We start from the raw sequence: 16,964 nt of genomic DNA, 5'->3' as shown, positions 1-16,964 counted from the left end.
GCCTGACGGGCGGTGACGACCGTCACCCCCGCCAGCTCGTGCCGAGATAGGCGAGCGAGAAGACGACCGCAAGGACGGCGACCGGAACCTCGTACGGCTGGCGGTGGAAGGTGAGCAGTGCTGCCGCGACCACCAGCGCCCCAGCGAGCACCGCGTAGCCGATCCTGGCGTCGGTCCCAGCCGCACCGTCGACCGGCTCCGTGCGGACCACCAGTTCGCCCCGTTCGAGCCGGTGCATCGTCCTGTCGACCCTGTACGGCGTTCTCGCCAGGGCGGGGAGCGACCGCCGCAGGTCCGTCCAGGTGTCCTCGAGGAGTGCCTGGAACTCCGTCTCGATGAGTCCCTGTTCGACGAGGAACGAGCGGATGACTGCGAGGAAGTCGAACTCGGGGTCGAGTTGCCGGCAGACGCCCTCCCCGACCGTGCCGACGCGGATGAGCAACATCACGTCGGGCGGAATCCGGAACGGGAAGTCCTGCAGCATCGTGGTCAACTCGGTGACGATGGCTCGCCAGGTGACCTCGCGCCGGCCTTCGAGGTTCTCGATGACGAGCTCGAGGACGCGGCCGACCTCCGCGCGGTCGACCCCGACCTCCAGCACGTCCAGTGCGATGAGCGCGTCGACGAGTCCATCGACGTCCCGACGGACCAGGGCCCGGTACAACGAGACGATGTCCTCCTGTACCGTCGGAGCGAGACGCTCGCTCATCCCGAAGTCGAAGATGAGGAGCCGCCCCTCGTCGGTGACGGCCAGGTTTCCCGGATGCGGGTCTGCGTGGAACACGCCGTGGACGAGCCCCATGCGCAGGTATATCTTCGCGACCCGTTCCGCCATCTCGTGCGGCCCAACGTCGAGCCCGTCGAAGGCGTCGTCGTCGGAGATCTTCCGACCGGTCCGGTACTCCATCGCGAGCAGTCGTTCCGAGGAGAGCTCGTGGTACGCCGCCGGCACGACGACGTCGTCGTTCCCTTCAAGGTTGTCGCGGACCTCCGCCATGATGCTCCGCTCCCGGTCAAAGTCGAGTTCGTCGGCGATGATCTCCTCGAAGTCCTCGGCCGCGTTCTCCAGCGAGTACTGCTGTCGCTCGTCCGCGAAGAGGCTGACCAGCGGGACGAGACCCTTGACGACCCGCAGGTCACGGTCGATCTGCGCCTTCACGTCTGGGCGTCTGACCTTCAGGGCGATTCGTTCGCCACGATACCGGACGGTGTAGACGAACGCGAGCGACCCGCCGGCGACGGGCTCGAGCGTTTCCAGGTCGAGTTCGTCGCCCAGCTCCGCCTCGACGACGTGCCGGGGGTCACCGCCGGCGTCCTCGGGAATCTCGTCCTGGAGTGTCCCGAACTCGTCGGCGTAGACGGGCGGGACGATATCCGGGCGTGTCGAGAGCACCTGCCCGACCTTGACGAACGCGGGGCCGAGCTGGAGCATCGTGTCGCGGATTCGCTCGGCGCGCGCTCGGTGGACGCTCTCCTCGAGGCGCCGGGGCCCCCCGAAGAGGAGGAACCGTCGCCTGTCGCGCAGGAACGCCAGCGCGAACGGCAGAAACCGGAACAGCACGACGAGATATCGGCGGTAGAACCCGGTCATCGCTGGCGGCTCGGCTGGAGAATCGCGAGCATCTGTTGCATACTGCTCCGTTCAGCCGAGTTCCATAAATAGCTGGGTGGCTGCGCGCTGACCTGCGCGGAACGCGGACACCAGCCGGCGACTCGTGACGGCGGTGTCAGCTCACGGAAGGCGAAGTAGACAGGGTACGAAACCACCCGACTCTAGTCGGTCATTTCCGGGGAGGGCTCCGTGGTTCGACCGTAAGAGAGATATGTCGGGTCCGGATAGATTTGCACGTCAATGGATAGCGAGAGCAATATTACGCGACGACGCGCCCTCGTCGCCGGCGGGGCGACCGTGGTTTTCGGCGGCGGCGTCGCCTATCTCGCGTCACGTTCGGAGTCGTCGAGCGAGGCGTACACTCCGTCGACCTACCAGTCGCTCGGGGGCACGACGGGCTACGGAGTCGAACTCGCCGATAGACCGGTCGTCGGCGAACGCGATGCCCCCGTGGACATGTACTACTGGACGGACTACCTCTGTCCGTTCTGCAAGGAGTTCGAGACGCAAACGCTACCGAAGATCGGTCGGAACTACATCGAGTCCGGCGAGGTCCGCCTGGTGTTCCTCTCGTACCCGAACATCGGCCAGTACTCGATGCCCTCCGCCCACTGGGACCGGTGCGTCTGGCGACTGAACGCCGAGAGCGAGCCGTCGACGTACTGGCACTGGCACGGTGAAGCGTTCGAGGCACAGTCGGGCGGTGGCCACGACTGGGCCGACGAGGAGACCTTCGCGTCGATCACCGAGCGAACGGCGGGCATCACCGTCCCCGCGGTCGAGGAGTGTCGCCAGGAGAACTCGGACGCGATACAGTCCGGCATCGAGGTGGACGTGAGTCTCGCCAGGAACTCGGGGGTCCAGGGGACGCCCGGGTTCGTGCTCTACAACCGGGATGCCGACGCCGCCGGAAAGATCGTCGGAGCACACCCCTACGAGAACTTCGTGGACGCACTCGACAGGGTGTTAGAAGCGTGAGTGCAGCCGACGGCACCGGCCAGCGCCACCTTCGCTCCCTCCGGGAGGCCCTGGCCTATCCCCTCACGTCCGACCGGCGGCTGCTGCTCGCCGGTGGTGCCACCGGACTGACCTACCTCGTGCTCGTCCTGAGCACGTTCCCGCAGTTCTCGTTGCAGCTCGTCTCGCGAGACCCCACGGATATCGGCTACGCCGTCTCGACGCTCACCCGGGAGGTGTACCTCACCACGGGCTGGATAGGGCTCGCCCTCGTCGTGCTGTACGCGCTCCTGACCGGCGTCGCGTTGACCCACACTGCCGCGCTGTATCGGCAGACACGGGCGAGCGGCGCAACGTCGCTGGCGACGGTGCTACCGGGTGTCCTCGCTGCGGGCTGTGCGAGTTGCGGGGCCGGCGTCCTGGGGATGCTCGGGTTCGTGGGGGCGATGGCGGCGCTCCCGTTCCAGGGGAACCTCCTCCGAGCCGCTGGAATCCTGCTGCTCGTGGGCTTCCTCGCCCGGACCGGCGACCCCAGAACCTGCAACGTTGGCGAGATATCGTGAACGTGGCCGGTGAGCGACACGACGTGCTGCTGTCCATCGCGGTCGGGCTGGGCGTGCTCCTGGTGTTCGGGACGGTGACGGGCCTGGTCCCGAACCCGCTCTACGTCCGGATGGTCGCCAGGACGCCGGCAGACTACCTCTTCCTGTTCGCCACGTCGGCGTTCGCGGCGACGTTCGTCTACCAGCGCCTGCTGGCGGCGGAGCCAGTCGGTGACGGTGTCGCCGTCGGCGGCGTCGTCACCGGCGTCCTGGCGTTCGGGTGTCCGATCTGCAACGCCCTCCTGCTCGCGCTGTTCAGCAGCTCCGCGCTGATGACGTACTTCGACCCGCTCCGTCCGCTGCTGGGCGTCGCGAGCATGGTCCTCTTCGTCGGTCTCCTCTACTACCAGCGCGTCAACTGTCGGCGGTGTTGAGACCACACACCGATTCCCCCGCCACGGGAACCAGCACACCACTCATGAGAGTCGCTGTCGTCGTTCTACACATGTACTCGAACATCCTCGTGCCGACGGACGGGAGCGAGCACGCCGAACGTGGCGTGGAACACGGTACCGACCTCGCGGCGGAGCACGACGCCACACTGCACGTGCTGTTCGTCGTCGACGAGAAGGTGTACGGTTCGACGCCCGCGCTGAGCAGCTACGAGGCGGCACTCGAGCAGCTGGCCGAGGACGCCGAGGACCTCATCGGCGACATCGTGGAGGAGGCAATCGAGCACGACATCGAGACGACGGCCGCGGTCCGGCGGGGGGTCCCGCACGAGGAGATTCTCGCGTACACGGCGGAGAACGAGGTGGACGCCATCGTGATGGGCAAGCGTGGCGCCGCCGGAGAGCCGGACGAGGGTGCCCACCACCTCGGCTCCGTCACCGACCGGGTGCTTCGCGGGACCGACGTTCCGGTCACGCCGGTCTGAGCGGTGACCGCAGTCCGCCTCACCCTAAACGGGGGGGACAGCGGGAACCGTCCACTGCCGGCGGCGTCCAATCGAAGGCCCGAGTAGAGCAACGGGCACCCACCAGAACAACCGAGCGGATGTGCGACCTGCCCGGTAATCATGGCTCTCTGACGGGTCGGCCGTTCGGCGTGTCTCTTCGGCGGAATATCTACTACAGTCGAGACAAAACATCGTCTCACGAAGGTCCATGGACGGTGAGCCCACGCCACTCCCACAGTTCGCGGAAGAGGCACTCGCTGTGCTCAGGGAGTCGGTAGACGACTCCGCCGGACTCAGCGAGCAGGCCGCACTCCGGACGCTCGAATCCGAGGGGTTCACCACGGCCGATGCCGACGCAGCGCTCGAGATCCTCGAGTTGCGCGGTTACATATACCGGGTCGACAGCGAGGTCCACATCACGGACTGAACGGCTCGAGCCGGAGAATCAGCCCCGCTCGGCGCGTGACCACCGGGTCCCTCGTCGGACACCCCGCCGACTGGGTCCGCGTAAGCGTATGCAACCGGGATGGTGTCCGTTCTCAGGTACGGTCCCACCAGCCGAGTCAGTGTACCGTCCGGCTGCATCCAGTTTCCGGCGGTATCTCTGGGAGGGCCCTGCACAAACACATAATAAAACAAATATTCACAAGCTCATGCTTGAAGAGTTACTATATCCGTGCGCCCTCTTCAAGTACTTCGAGTCGGGAACGGAACACCTCGTACCCTCACGTCGCCCGCGACCGGGGTCCAGTTGCTCGGGGGATCTTCGACGGGGGACACGGGCCACCACCCTCTCACCCTGGAATTCGAACTGTAGCGGGCGGTCGGTGAAACCGGGGGACAGCCGCACAGTCGTCCGTCACAGTTAGCCCGATTCACTGCTCCCGGGGTTTCAGACTCCTCGACCGTAGCGTCCGGGTGGTTGCTTTGTCGGAGGGCCGGGGGACGGTTCGCGCCCACAGGTCGCGTACAACGGAAAAGCATATCTGACCGTACTACCATTCGAGTATACAGAACTGGTATCTTATACATTGTCGTCGTGCGAACGCTACACCTGTCGCTGTGCTTCGGCGGGTCCGCCAGGGTGCACGCCCCCCGTGCAAAAGAATATACATCCGTTGATTCAACGGATTCACATGCCGGACCTACTCGATGGTCGAACCGCTGTCGTGACTGGTGCTGCCAGTGGGAACGGTCGAGCGATCGCCACTCGGTTGGCGGAGTACGGTGCAGACGTCGTCGTGGCCGACGTCCGGCGGGACCCCAGGGAGGGTGGCGTCCCGACCCACGAGCACATCAACGAGACGACAGCGGCCGCGGCCGTCTTCGTCGAGTGCGACGTCACCGACTGGGACGACACCTGCGACGCGATTGGACGCACGGACCGGTTCGGTGGACTCGATATCATGGTCAACAACGCGGGCGTCCTCGAGAGCGGGCCGATCACCGGGCTCTCGGAGGAGCAGTTCGACCGGGTGATGGACATCAACGTCAAGGGCACGTTCTTCGGCTCGAAAGCGGCGGCGGCGGCCCTCAAGGACGGTGATGGCGGCTCCATCATCAACATCTCGAGCATGGCGGGCATCGTCGGCGGGAGCGACAACAGCATCTACTGCGCGTCGAAGGGAGCAATCCGGCTCCTGACCTACTCGTTGGCGGCAGAACTTGGCCCGCACGGAATCCGGGTGAACGCGATTCACCCGGGCCCGGTAGACACCAAGATGATAGCCGACGACATCGACATCATCGGCAGCGACCGGGCCGACGAGTATCGGCAGTCGATTCCGCTGCAGAGGTTCGGTACGCCCGAGGACGTCGGGAACGCTGCGGTCTATCTCGCCAGCGACCTCTCGGAGTTCGTCACCGGGTCCTCGCTGGTCGTCGACGGTGGCATCTCCAACACCGGCGGTGTGAACTGAGGGAGGAGCCGTCTACGTCTGTCGGCCGAGCTCGTGGCCGTGATAGATTGCGTCGGCGATACGGCGGGGAGACACGCAGTCGCCGATGGCGTGGACCTCCTCGATCTCCGTCTCCGAGGTGAGCGCCTCCTCGTTCGCCTTCAGTTCACGATACAGGCCGTCGTTCGATTTCCGCATGGTCGTGAACACGACGTAGTCCGCATCGAACATCGTCGCCTCGTCGGAGTACACGTTCGTCGCGGTGACGGTCCCCTCGCCCACCTGCGTGAGCGTGTGATCGGGGACGAAGTCGACGCCAGCCGAGTAGAGGTCCGAGTAGATCGTCTTGCGCTCGAACGTATGGAGCGCCTCCTGGAACGCGCTCGTCCGGGGCGTCACGAAGGTGAGGTCGTTGTCCTCGGCGAGCGTCTGCGCGACGCCGGCGCTGACGTTGTACCCCTCCTCGTCGAAGATGACGACCCGCTCGTCGGAGAGGTCGGCGTCCACTGCCTCCTTCGGGGTGAGGACGTGGTCCTGGTCCCAGCCCGGAACCGGCTGATGGGTCCCCGACGTGACTCCCTTCTCGGACCAGTGGCCACCGGTCGCGATGACGACGACCTCCGCCCCGTAGGTGCGAACGTCGTCGTACTCCATCTCCGCACGGCTGCCCGTGTGGACCGCCACGTCGAGTCTGTCGAGTTCGGTCTCGCGCCAGTCGCGCACTCGTTTCCACTCGCTCAGACCGGGGAGGCTCCCCTCGAAATTGACGCGGCCACCGAGCTCCCGCTCCTTCTCGTTCAGGTGGACGATGTGGCCACGCTCGGCAGCGACGCGAGCGAACTCGGTCCCCGCGGGACCGCCGCCGACGACGAGAATCCCCTTCGGCTCGTCGACCTGTTCGTACGCCTCCGGTCCCCAGCGTTGCTCCTCGCCGACGGTCGGGTTCTGGGTACAGATGAGCGGGATGCCCTGCCGCGACTGCGAGACACAGATGTTGCAGCCGATGCACTCGCGTATCTGGTCGACCCGGCCCTCCCTGGCCTTCTTGGGCCAGTGCGGGTCGGCGATGGACTGTCTCGCCATCCCGACCATGTCGAGGGAACCGCTCTCGAGAAGCCGCTCGGCGTCGCGCGGGTCGGTGATTCTGCCCGTCCCACCGACCGGGACGTCGAGAACCTCGGTGGCCTCCTCGATGAACTCGATCTGGTAGTTCTTCGAGTGCCGCCGGCTCGGCCCGATCATGTCGTCGATGGACTGCTTGACGCCGATGTCGAGGTCCCAGAAGTCGAGGTCGTCGCCGACTCGTTCGACGATCTCCAGCCCTTCACCGTCGGCCGTCAGTCCGCCCTCGACGCGCTCGTCGATGGTGAAACGTGCACCGAAGGCCATCTCGTCGCCGATCGCGTCGTCCACGCTGTCGATGACCTCCTCGAAGAAGCGCATCCGGTTCTCCAGCGAGCCGCCGTACTCGTCGTCGCGGTCGTTGTAGAACGGCGAGAGGAACTGGGAGATGAGGTAGCCGTGCGCCGCGTGGAGTTCGACACCGTCGTAGCCTGCCCGGCGGGCGCGGTCGGCCGCGGTGCCGAACGCCTCGACGATCTCCCTGATGTCCTCGTGTTCCATCTCCTTCGGCGTGTAGTAGTTGCCACTCGGTGTCTGTGACGACGAGAGCGGCGGGTGGCGGCTCCCGTAGTTCGACGCGGTGAGTCCACCGTGCCACAGTTCGACGAACAGTTTCGAGCCGTGGTCGTGCACCGCCTCGACCATCTCCCGCTGGGGTTCTATCGTCTCGTCGGTGTGGAGGAACCCGGGGTCGACGGGCGTGACGTCCGTCGATTCGTGTATCTGGCTGTACTCCTGGATGATGAGGCCGAACCCGCCCTTTGCCTTCTCGGCGCGGAACGCCGTCTGCTGGTCACCGAGGCCGTAGGCGTTGCCATGGGGGGGCTGGTACACCCGGTTCGGGATCTCCACTGGACCGAGTTCGAGCGGCTCGAACAGGGCGTCGTAGCTATTCGTCATCTGTGCTCACCTGACTTGGGGGGAGTGCCTTCGTCCTGTGTTGGTTCATGTTGGTTTCCTCCGATTGCACTGGAGTCCTGGTCGTGGATTCGTATCGGGCAGGGGTTGGTTCCCTCAGGCGAACCCCTGCACGCCGATGTAGCGGTCGATGATTTCGTCGTTCTCCGCGAGCTCCTCGCTCGACCCCTGCCAGACTATCTGGCCCTCGTCGAGCACCAGCACTCTGTCCGCGACCTCGAGCGCGAGGTCGATGTCGTGCTCGATTATCATCACCGCGAGGTCCTGTTCGGACGTGAGCCGGTCGAGCAGCGAGGACACCTTCTCGACGAACTGCACGGCGAGCCCCTGGACCGGCTCGTCGAGCAGGAGCAGGTCCGGGTCGGCCGCCAACGCCTGGGCGATGGCGACCATCTGCTGCTGGCCGCCGGAGAGGTCGGCGGCCCGCGAGCGCTCGTACTCGCGGAGGTCCGGGAACAGTTCGTACAGGTACTCGAAGTCGGGTTCGACGTCCCGTTCGAGCGTCGGGAGTCGGATGTTCTCGCGCACCGTCAGGTGGGGGAACACCTTCTCGTCGGCAGTGACGAAGGAGACACCCTTCCGGCCGATCTTGTGGGGTTCCTGCCCGTTGATAACCTCGTCCTTGTACGTTATCGTCCCGCGGCGCGGTTCGAGCAGACCGGTGACGAGCTTGTACGTCGTCGTCTTCCCGGTGCCGTTCCGGCCCAGATACGCGACGACCTCGTCGGTGTCGACGTCGAACGTGATGCCGTCGAGCACGTGATGGTCGCCGTAGTAGGCGTGGACGTCGTCGAGCTGGAGGAGCGGGTGGTCGCTCATCACGAGGTCACCCCCCGCAGATAGGCCTCCTGTACCTCCGGATTCGAGAGCGTCTCCTCCGGTGGCCCGGAGTCGAGCACCTGGCCGTTGTGCATGACCACCAGTCGGTCCGACATGTCTCGCACGACGTCGAGCTTGTGCTCGATGAGAACGACGGCGTACTCGTCGGCGAGGTCGCCGACGACGTCGAAGACGAGCTCCTTCTTGTCGACGGCGAGCCCCGCTGTCGGCTCGTCGAGCAACAGGACGTCCGGTTCCGGCGCGAGGGCGATGGCTATCTCGAGCAGGCGCTTGTACCCCTGCGAGAGGTTCTCGGCGGCGGTGGTCCGGTCCTCTTCGAAGCCGACGAGGTCCAGTATCTCCGTCGTGCGCCGATTGATCTCCTGGTCCGAGAGGGCGTCCGCGAAGACGTTCGCGTACGGGACGTCACTCACGGCCTGGACAGCGAGGCGGACGTTCTCGAACGCCGGCAGCTCGTCGAAGAGGTTCGTGATCTGGTACGTGCGGGAGAGGCCGTGATGGACCCGGCTCTCGGGACCCTTGGCCGTCACGTCGGTCCCGTTCAGCTCCATGCGTCCGGCCGTCGGTGACAGTGTTCCCGCGAGCAGGTTGAACGTCGTCGTCTTGCCGGCACCGTTCGGTCCGATGACGCTCGTGAACTCGTCGTGGATATCGATCGTCAGGTCGTCGACCGCCGTGACGGCCGCGAACTCTTTCCTGAGGTCGGTACAGCGGACAATTGGGTCGTCGGTCATCTCTCGTCACCTCCATCGCTCTTGACGGTCGGCTCCTCCGTCTCTGCGCTCCCGCTCACGCGGGTCAGGACGTCGTCGATGGACCGGACCCTCGAGAAGCCCAGCCCACCGGCGATACCGCTCCGGAACCGAAGCACGGTCAGCATGAACAACAGCCCGAGCAGGAGCGGCCACCGCTCGGGGAGCCGTGCGACGAGCGCCGGCGCACCCTCGGGGATGAAGTCGACCAGGTACGTCGACAGTGCGTACTGGGTCCCGATGACGAACACCGAGCCGATGATGGGCCCGACGAGGGTGCCCATGCCCCCGATGAGTATCATGAACAGCCCGTCACCGGTGGTGGTCCAGTACAGCGTACTTCCCGGCGCGACCTGCGTGAAGTACGCCGCGTAGAGCACTCCGGAGACGGCCGCCAGTCCCCCGGAGACGGAGAACGCCGCGAGCTTGAACGTGCGGACGCTGTAGCCGACCGCCCGGGCCCGCTCCTCGTTCTCCCGGATCGCCTGCAGGACGTGGCCGAACGGCGACCTGACCAGGTACCGCGTGAACAGGTACGTGACGACCACGGTTGCGAGTGCCAGGTAGTAGTACCCCATCGGTTCGAACGGGTTGAACTCGTACCCGAACACGACCGGCGGGTCGATGATGATACCGGTGTCCCCGCCCACGTAGTTCCAGCTCTGGAAGAGCGTGTAGAACACCTGGGCGACACCGAGCGTAATCATCGCGAAGTAGACGCCCGACCGTCGGAAGGCGATGGCACCGACGACCAGGGCGAACAGGCCGGTCCCGATCACCGCTGCTGGTGCGGCAGCGATGAACGGCACGCTGAACTTCTTCATCAGGACCGCAGTCATGTACGCACCCGACCCCAGGAACACCGTGTGGCCGAAACTCACGTACCCGGTGTAGCCGACGAGCAGGTTGAAGCTCATCGCGAACACCGCGAATATCATCATCTCTATCGCGATGCTCGTGAGGAACGGCAGCCCCCCGATAGCGTTCGCTACGAGGGGGAAGACCGCGACGAGAGCGAGCAGGGCCGCTCCGATGTACGGCGTCTTCACCGACTCGAACAGCTCGTTCGACCGTTCGATGTAGCTCATACCTCCACCTCCGCTTCGCCGAGGAGGCCCTGCGGCCGCAGCAGGAGGACGGCAATCATCACGAGGAAGATGACCGTCCCAGCGGGTACGGGGGCGTACACCGCGGCGAACTGCCAGATGACGCCGATGAGCAGCCCGGCGATGACCGAGCCCCAGAACGAGCCGAGGCCACCGACGATGACCACGATGAACGCCGGGAGGATTATCGAGGCTCCGACGCTCGGCTCGATGGCTCGGTAGATGTAGACGACGCCACCGAGGGCAGCGATGAACGCCCCGAGCCCGAACACGGCCGTGAACGCGCGTTCCACGTTCAGGCCGAGAGTCGCCGTTCTGTCGGTGTTGTACACCCCCGCCCGGACGATGAGCCCGAACCTGGTTCGGGAGAGGAACAGGGCCGTCCCGGCGACGACCGCGACGCCGAGCAGGATGGTGAACACGCGGTAGTACGGCAGGCTGATGCCCATGAACACGACCGCCCCGTCGAACACCGCCGGACGGGGCGGGACACCGGGGGGTGCCGCTCCCCAGATGTACTTGACCGCCTCCTCGATGACCACCGCCAGTCCGAACGTCAACAGCAGCTGGTAGATGGGCTCGGTCTCGTACAGCGGCTTGTACACCGTCCGCTCGAGTCCGGCACCGATGGCGGCCACGGCCAGTGGCGCGACGACGAGTGCGAGCGCGAAGCCCGTCATGCCCCCACCCGTGAGCTTCATCACCGCCAGCCCGATGTAGCCGCCGAGCATGAACAACGCGCCGTGGGCGAAGTTGAGCACGCCCATCAGGCCGAACACGAGCGAGAGACCGAGCGCTACCAGTACGAGGATCATCCCGTACGAAACGCCGTTGACGAACGTGGTTGCGAGGTCGCCGAGACCCACGGACAGCGGCGTCATCGCGCTCACAGCTCGATGCCCGAACACCCGGTCTCGCCGCAGGGGCGGATGCTCGACTCTGCCTCGAAGGTGTCGTCCAGGACCGGTTCAACATCCATCGAGCCGCCGGACGTCTCCTCGAAGTGACCGAGGTACATCGGGAACTCCGCCTGGTGGTCGCATTCGCGGATGGTGTAGGCACCGTCGCCGCGGGCGGTCTTCTCGATGGTCATCCCGTGCCACTGCTCGATGAGCGGGTCCGCGTCGTTGGAGCCGGCGGACTGCATCCCCTGACCGATGGCGTAGCCCGCTGCGTGGGCACCCGCCGTGAAGATGGACGGCACGGCGTTCCACTGGCTGGAGTACTGCTCGATGATCCAGTCGTTCGTCGAGTTGTCCGGGAACGGCCAGAAGTACTTCGGGATACCGCTGAACCCGGTTGCAGCCGTCCCGACCTGCTGCATCCACGGGACGGTCGTCACGCCGGTCGCGGTGACCTCGAAGTCCGTACCGAAGTCGGCCAGGTCCCGGCTGAACCGGATGCCGTCGGTCCCGGTGAGTGCCACGACGATCGAGTCCGCACCGCTCTCCTCCGCGTTCTGCAGATACGGCGTGTAGTTGGACGTGCCGGGTGAGACGAAGGACTCACCGGCGGCACTCCCACCGTTCTCCTCGATGACGGACTTCCACTGGGCGACGGAGTCGTGTCCCCACGAGTAGTCGGCCCCGACGAAGTAGAAGCTCGAACCGAGGTTCTCGGCGGCGTACTGCCCACCCGCCAGCGCGTCCTGGTACGTCGTCTGGGAGGTCCGGAACGTGTACTTGTTGCAGTTCTCGCCCGTCAGCGACGTCGCGGCCGCGGTGTCGACGAACATCGGTGTGCTCGCGTCCGTCGCGACGTCCTGCACGGCGGCCGCGACCGAGGACGAGACGCTTCCCTGCAGGATGTCGACCTCGTCGCTCTGGACCAGCTTCCGTGCCTTCTGTCGACCCGTGTCCGCTGCGAGCCCCGAGTCCTCGGCGAGGATTTCGACGGTGATACCGCTTCCTTCGACGGTGTTCGAGTCGGCGAGGCCCTCGGTGTCCGCGTCGAGTGACTGGGCCAGCCCGAGCTTTATCCCGCGGATGACAGAGTTCCCGAGGTGCGCGTAGGGCCCGGACGTATCGGTCACGACCCCGATCGAGAGACTGTCCGCGCCGCCACCGCCACCACCGAGACAACCAGCCAATCCAGTCAGTCCTGCGACGCCGGTTGCTGACGCTGCTTTGAGTAAACGCCGTCTGTCAATCTCAACCATACCTGCACTGTTCTATTCATTCATTATAAATTCTTGGTCGTCCAACCTGACACGTCGAACGGACGTGTTTCTGGACGAACCGTCGGTTATTACTCTCGGAGACGTGTGCGCCGCGGCCGGATCGGGCGAGCACCGGGACTGCCTCGGTAGAAACACCTAACTTGGGCACCCCGAAATTCGGCTGGCATGCAGAGTACGAACCCGGCAACCGAGCGACCGGTCCGTGAGTACGAGTCACACTCGGACGGCGACATCGACGAGGCCCTCGAACGCGCGACCACTGCATTCGAGGACTGGCGCGCTCGCCCTATCGAGGAACGGCAGACCAAACTCGGCGACGTGGCGACCGTCCTCCGTGAGAACGCCGAGGAGTACGCCCGGCTCATCACGACCGAGATGGGCAAACCGATAGCGGAGGCCAGGAGCGAGGTCGAGAAGTGCGCCTGGGTCTGTGAGTACTACGCGGAACACGCCGCCGCGCACCTCTCCGACGAACGTCTCGCGACCATCCCCGAGGCGGACACGAAGGTGGTCTACGAACCGCTCGGAGCCGTCCTCGCGGTGATGCCCTGGAACTACCCCTTCTGGCAGGTGTTCCGGTTCGCCGCGCCGACACTCACGGCCGGGAACGTCGGGCTCCTCAAACACGCGTCGAACGTCCCGGGATGTGCCCTCGCCATCGAGGAGATCTTCGCGGAGGCCGGCTATCCCGAGGGCGTGTTCACGACGCTGCTCGTCGGTTCGAGTGACGTCGAACGGGTGCTCGCCGACGACCGAGTCAAGGCTGCCACGCTCACCGGCAGCGAGTACGCTGGACGCAAGGTCGCGGAGACGGCCGGCTACCACCTCAAGAAGACCGTCCTCGAACTCGGCGGCAGTGGCCCGTTCCTCGTCCTGGACGACGCCGACCTGGACACCGCAGTCGAGACCGCCGTCACCGCGCGCTACATGAACACCGGTCAGTCGTGTATCGCGGCCAAGCGCTTCATCGTCGTCGATGACGCCTACGACGAGTTCGTCGACCGGTTCACGGCGGCCGTCGCGGAGCTCACCGTCGGCGACCCAGCCGCCGAGGAGACCGACATCGGTCCGCTGGCGAAAGGCAAGTTCGTCGACGAGTTGCACGAACAGGTCGAAGGGAGCATCGAGGCCGGTGCGTCGCTCGAACTGGGCGGTGAGCGGCTCGACCGGACCGGACACTACTACGCTCCGACCGTCCTCGCCGACGTGCCCCGGAGCGCCCCAGCCGCCTGTGAGGAGACGTTCGGGCCCGTTGCGGCGGTTTTCGGCGTCGACGACGAACGGGAGGCCGTCGACCTCGCCAACGACTCACGGTTCGGCCTCGGTGCGAGCGTCTGGACCGAGGACCGTGACCGGGGCGAACAGGTCGGTCGCCAACTCGAGACCGGCTCCGTCTTCGTCAACGAGCTCGTGAAGTCGGACCCCCGTGTTCCGTTCGGCGGCATCAAGGCCTCCGGCTACGGCCGGGAGCTCTCGAAGCAGGGCATCCGCGAGTTCGTCAACCGGAAGACGCTCTGGGTCCAGTAGGGGTCCCCCGACGGCTCCCGCCACGCACTCCCACCGATAGAACCAAGGCGACCGCACTGGAAGCTGCTGTCACTACCGGACCACCGTTCGAGTCGTCCGACAGGCCACGGTCCAGCCAGCGGTGCACCGTGCCGCGGGCTGTCGCGCGGACCCGGCGGGATGTCCGGAGCGGAGCCCATCGATATGACGACAGTAAGCCACCAGATCGTACAGACGCTGGAAGATCTCGACGTAGAGTACCTCTTCGGCTACCCCGGCGGCCGGGCCATCGAACTACTCGAAGCACTCGTCGACTCGGATATCGAGGTCGTGCGGCCACGCGACGAACGCGAGGCGAGCGTGATGGCCGAGATGTACGGCCGCTACCACCAGGACCCCGGCGTGTTCACCGGGCAGGGGCCGTGGGTCGGAAGCATCGGTGCAATCGGGCAGATGGAGGCCCGTCTCGGCTCCTCGCCGATGGTCGCCATCACGGAGGCCAGCGAGCGCGGCGACTACTCCACGCTCGCGCCGTACCAGCAGGCCCGCGGCGACTACGGTGGGTTCTCGCTCCCGAAGATCCTCGACGGGATCACCAAGGAGTGGTGGTTCCCACGGACGCCGAACGAGACGCTCCGGAGCCTCCAGCTCTCGTTCAAGCACGCCACCGCCGGTCGCCCCGGTCCGACCGCGGTCATCCTCGACGGTGACGCCGTCACCAGCGAGGTCCCCGAGGACGAGACCCCGCCAGTCTGGTCGCCCGAACGACAGACCAGGAACTGGCAGTCCGCGCCGACGGATTCCGACGTTCGGGCGGCAGCAGACGCCCTCTCGAGCGCCGAGCGACCGGTCATCGTCGCCGGGAACGGTGTCCATTCCTCCCAGTGCTACGACGAGCTGCAGGCCGTCGCCGACGCCTACGACGCTGTCGTCGTCACCTCGTACCTCGGGAAGTCGACGATTCCGGAGACCCACGAGCGTGCCGCGGGCGTCATCGGCTCGTTCGGCCACGAGGGCGCGAACCAGGTCGTCAGCGAGGCCGACACGCTGCTCGTCGTCGGCTGCCGGATGAACCCGATGGACACGAACTGGCAGGCCGCGTCGTTCATCCGCCCCGACGAGCAGACCATCATCCACGCGGACATCGACACGCGCAACGCCGGGTGGGTGTACCCCGCCGACGTCGGCCTCATCGGCGACGCCGGGAAGAGCCTCGCCTCGCTCGCCGTCGAATCCGGTGGCGGGACCGACTGGGCGCTCGGCCGTGCTGCCGAGGCACGCGAGGACTTCTCGGTGCCCGAGTGCGAGTCCGACGACACGCCCATCATGCCCCAGCGTGCGGTCGCCGCCATCGACGATATCGTCGACGAGGACACGATCGTCACTGCGGACTCCGGCAACAACCGCTTCTGGCTGCTCAACTACCTCCAGACGCCCGCCGTCCGGACGTACTTCGGCAGCGGTGGCGTCGGCGGCATGGGCTGGGCCGGTCCGGCCGGCGTCTCTGCCGCCATCACGACCGACAAGGACGTGGTCGCAGTCGCCGGTGACGGTGGCTTCACCATGACGATGACCTGTGTCGAGACCGCCGTCGAGTACGGCGTCGCGCCGACGTTCGTCGTCCTCAACGACACGAGCCTCGGGATGGTCCGGCAGATGGACGACTCCATCCCCGGCGTCGAGTTCCACGACACCGACTTCACGGCTGTCGTCTCCGGCTTCGGTGCGGACGCGATGCGGGTCGACGACCCCGCAGACCTGGATGCCAGACTCGCAGAGGCGAAGGCGGCGGACGTCCCGACGGTCGTCGACGTGCGTATCGACCGCGAACCGGACATGGTCGAGCACCTCCAGTCGTCGTTCTACGCCGAGGTCGGCGGGCTCCACGAGTAACCGTCACGAGCCGCTGGCAACACAACGCTTTTTGCGACCGTGCGTCTCGGTAGAAGAGATGCCAGAAAGCAATACCGTACTCGTTACCGGTGGCACCGGCTTCATCGGTTCGTACGTCGCGAAGGACCTGGTCGACCACGGCCACGACGTGGTGGCCTACGACCTCTCGACGGACCCGCGCATCCTGGAGAAGCTCGACATCGCCGAGGACGTCGAGATCCGCCGGGGCGACGTGAGCGACCCGACCGACGTGGTCAACGCCGTCGCCGAGACCGACACGACCCACATCGTCCACCTCGCCGCACTGTTGACGAACACGGCCGAGTCGAACCCCCGTGCCGCCATGCAGGTGAACATCGAGGGCACGAACAACATCTTCGAGGCCGCGCGCACGCTCGACGACCAGGTCGAGCGCGTCGCCTGGGCCTCCTCCGCCGCGGTGTACGCCCCGCCCGCGAACTACGACGACGGCAGTGACTGGTGGGTGACCGAGGACGACCTGGTCTATCCGGACACGCTGTACGGCGCGACCAAGGAGTACAACGAGCACCAGGCCCGGGTGTACAACGAGGAGTTCGGCGTCGACCACGTCGCCATCCGCCCCACAGTGGCGTACGGTCCGTACCGCGAGACCGGCGGGAGCGCGTTCCTCGCGAACATCATCGAGAAGCCCGCGGTCGG

At 66.1% G+C, this 16,964-nt stretch carries 15 protein-coding genes and 1 pseudogene; 9 read left to right on the top strand and 7 right to left on the bottom strand.

The features are described from left to right. Positions 1–22: 22 nt before the first annotated feature. Entirely contained in the window at positions 23–1,591 is a 1,569-nt protein-coding gene (locus BLT27_RS14555) for an ABC1 kinase family protein (RefSeq protein ID WP_089735158.1), read from the bottom strand. Positions 1,592–1,852: 261 nt separating this feature from the next. On the opposite strand from BLT27_RS14555, the gene BLT27_RS14550 reads away from it, so the two are divergent. The 6 genes from BLT27_RS14550 to BLT27_RS14525 all read left to right on the top strand — a co-directional run bounded on the left by BLT27_RS14550 (position 1,853) and on the right by BLT27_RS14525 (position 5,988). Beyond that, the gene (locus BLT27_RS14550; RefSeq protein ID WP_089735155.1) at positions 1,853–2,590 is read left to right on the top strand and encodes a DsbA family protein; all 738 of its coding nucleotides are present in this window, start codon (positions 1,853–1,855) and stop codon (positions 2,588–2,590) included. Continuing rightward, on the top strand, positions 2,587–3,132 hold the full coding sequence (locus tag BLT27_RS14545) for a hypothetical protein (RefSeq protein ID WP_089735153.1): 546 nt from the start codon (positions 2,587–2,589) through the stop codon (positions 3,130–3,132). Before BLT27_RS14550 ends, BLT27_RS14545 begins: the two co-directional genes overlap by 4 nt. Continuing rightward, positions 3,129–3,545, top strand: a complete 417-nt coding sequence (locus tag BLT27_RS14540; protein ID WP_245707777.1) for a hypothetical protein — start codon at positions 3,129–3,131, stop codon at positions 3,543–3,545. Before BLT27_RS14545 ends, BLT27_RS14540 begins: the two co-directional genes overlap by 4 nt. 71 nt (positions 3,546–3,616) lie before the next feature. After that, positions 3,617–4,048: a universal stress protein gene (locus BLT27_RS14535; protein ID WP_245707775.1), complete on the top strand. Its 432-nt coding sequence runs from the start codon at positions 3,617–3,619 to the stop codon at positions 4,046–4,048. 229 nt (positions 4,049–4,277) lie between these two features. After that, positions 4,278–4,496, top strand: a complete 219-nt coding sequence (locus BLT27_RS14530) for a hypothetical protein (RefSeq protein ID WP_089735150.1) — start codon at positions 4,278–4,280, stop codon at positions 4,494–4,496. 709 nt (positions 4,497–5,205) lie between these two features. Further along, positions 5,206–5,988, top strand: coding sequence for an SDR family oxidoreductase (locus BLT27_RS14525; RefSeq protein ID WP_089735147.1), 783 nt, complete (start codon positions 5,206–5,208; stop codon positions 5,986–5,988). Positions 5,989–6,000: 12 nt separating this feature from the next. Here the strand turns inward: BLT27_RS14525 and BLT27_RS14520 are convergent, their stop codons facing one another. From BLT27_RS14520 to BLT27_RS14495, 6 genes are all read right to left on the bottom strand, one after another. Further along, the gene (locus BLT27_RS14520) at positions 6,001–7,989 is read right to left on the bottom strand and encodes an oxidoreductase (protein WP_089735145.1); all 1,989 of its coding nucleotides are present in this window, start codon (positions 7,987–7,989) and stop codon (positions 6,001–6,003) included. Positions 7,990–8,103: 114 nt separating this feature from the next. Further along, a complete protein-coding gene (locus BLT27_RS14515; protein ID WP_089735143.1) occupies positions 8,104–8,826 on the bottom strand; it encodes an ABC transporter ATP-binding protein in 723 nt (240 codons plus the stop codon). Then, positions 8,826–9,581 carry an ABC transporter ATP-binding protein gene (locus tag BLT27_RS14510; protein WP_089735141.1) on the bottom strand — a complete coding sequence of 252 codons (756 nt, stop codon included), beginning with the start codon at positions 9,579–9,581 and terminating at the stop codon, positions 8,826–8,828. Before BLT27_RS14510 ends, BLT27_RS14515 begins: the two co-directional genes overlap by 1 nt. Beyond that, the gene (locus BLT27_RS14505) at positions 9,578–10,687 is read right to left on the bottom strand and encodes a branched-chain amino acid ABC transporter permease (RefSeq protein ID WP_089735139.1); all 1,110 of its coding nucleotides are present in this window, start codon (positions 10,685–10,687) and stop codon (positions 9,578–9,580) included. Before BLT27_RS14505 ends, BLT27_RS14510 begins: the two co-directional genes overlap by 4 nt. Beyond that, positions 10,684–11,586: a branched-chain amino acid ABC transporter permease gene (locus tag BLT27_RS14500; protein ID WP_089735138.1), complete on the bottom strand. Its 903-nt coding sequence runs from the start codon at positions 11,584–11,586 to the stop codon at positions 10,684–10,686. The genes BLT27_RS14505 and BLT27_RS14500 overlap by 4 nt, the downstream gene beginning before the upstream one ends. A 5-nt stretch (positions 11,587–11,591) precedes the next feature. Beyond that, a complete protein-coding gene (locus BLT27_RS14495) occupies positions 11,592–12,863 on the bottom strand; it encodes a substrate-binding domain-containing protein (protein ID WP_089735136.1) in 1,272 nt (423 codons plus the stop codon). Between the two features lie 174 nt (positions 12,864–13,037). Between BLT27_RS14495 and BLT27_RS14490 the strand changes: the two are divergent. The 3 genes and pseudogenes from BLT27_RS14490 to BLT27_RS14480 all read left to right on the top strand — a co-directional run. After that, positions 13,038–14,411, top strand: a pseudogene (locus tag BLT27_RS14490) (NAD-dependent succinate-semialdehyde dehydrogenase); the annotation flags it as partial. Positions 14,412–14,594: 183 nt separating this feature from the next. Continuing rightward, positions 14,595–16,283, top strand: a complete 1,689-nt coding sequence (locus BLT27_RS14485; protein ID WP_089735132.1) for a thiamine pyrophosphate-binding protein — start codon at positions 14,595–14,597, stop codon at positions 16,281–16,283. Between the two features lie 58 nt (positions 16,284–16,341). After that, on the top strand, positions 16,342–16,964 hold a 623-nt coding region (locus BLT27_RS14480), incomplete at its 3' end, for an NAD-dependent epimerase/dehydratase family protein (protein ID WP_139172350.1).

It is taken from the genome of Haloarchaeobius iranensis, assembly GCF_900103505.1.
In the GTDB taxonomy this organism is placed as follows: Archaea; Halobacteriota; Halobacteria; order Halobacteriales; family Natrialbaceae; genus Haloarchaeobius; species Haloarchaeobius iranensis.
Note: the sequence above shows the minus strand (reverse complement) of the source record. Positions and strands in the feature narration are given on the sequence as shown.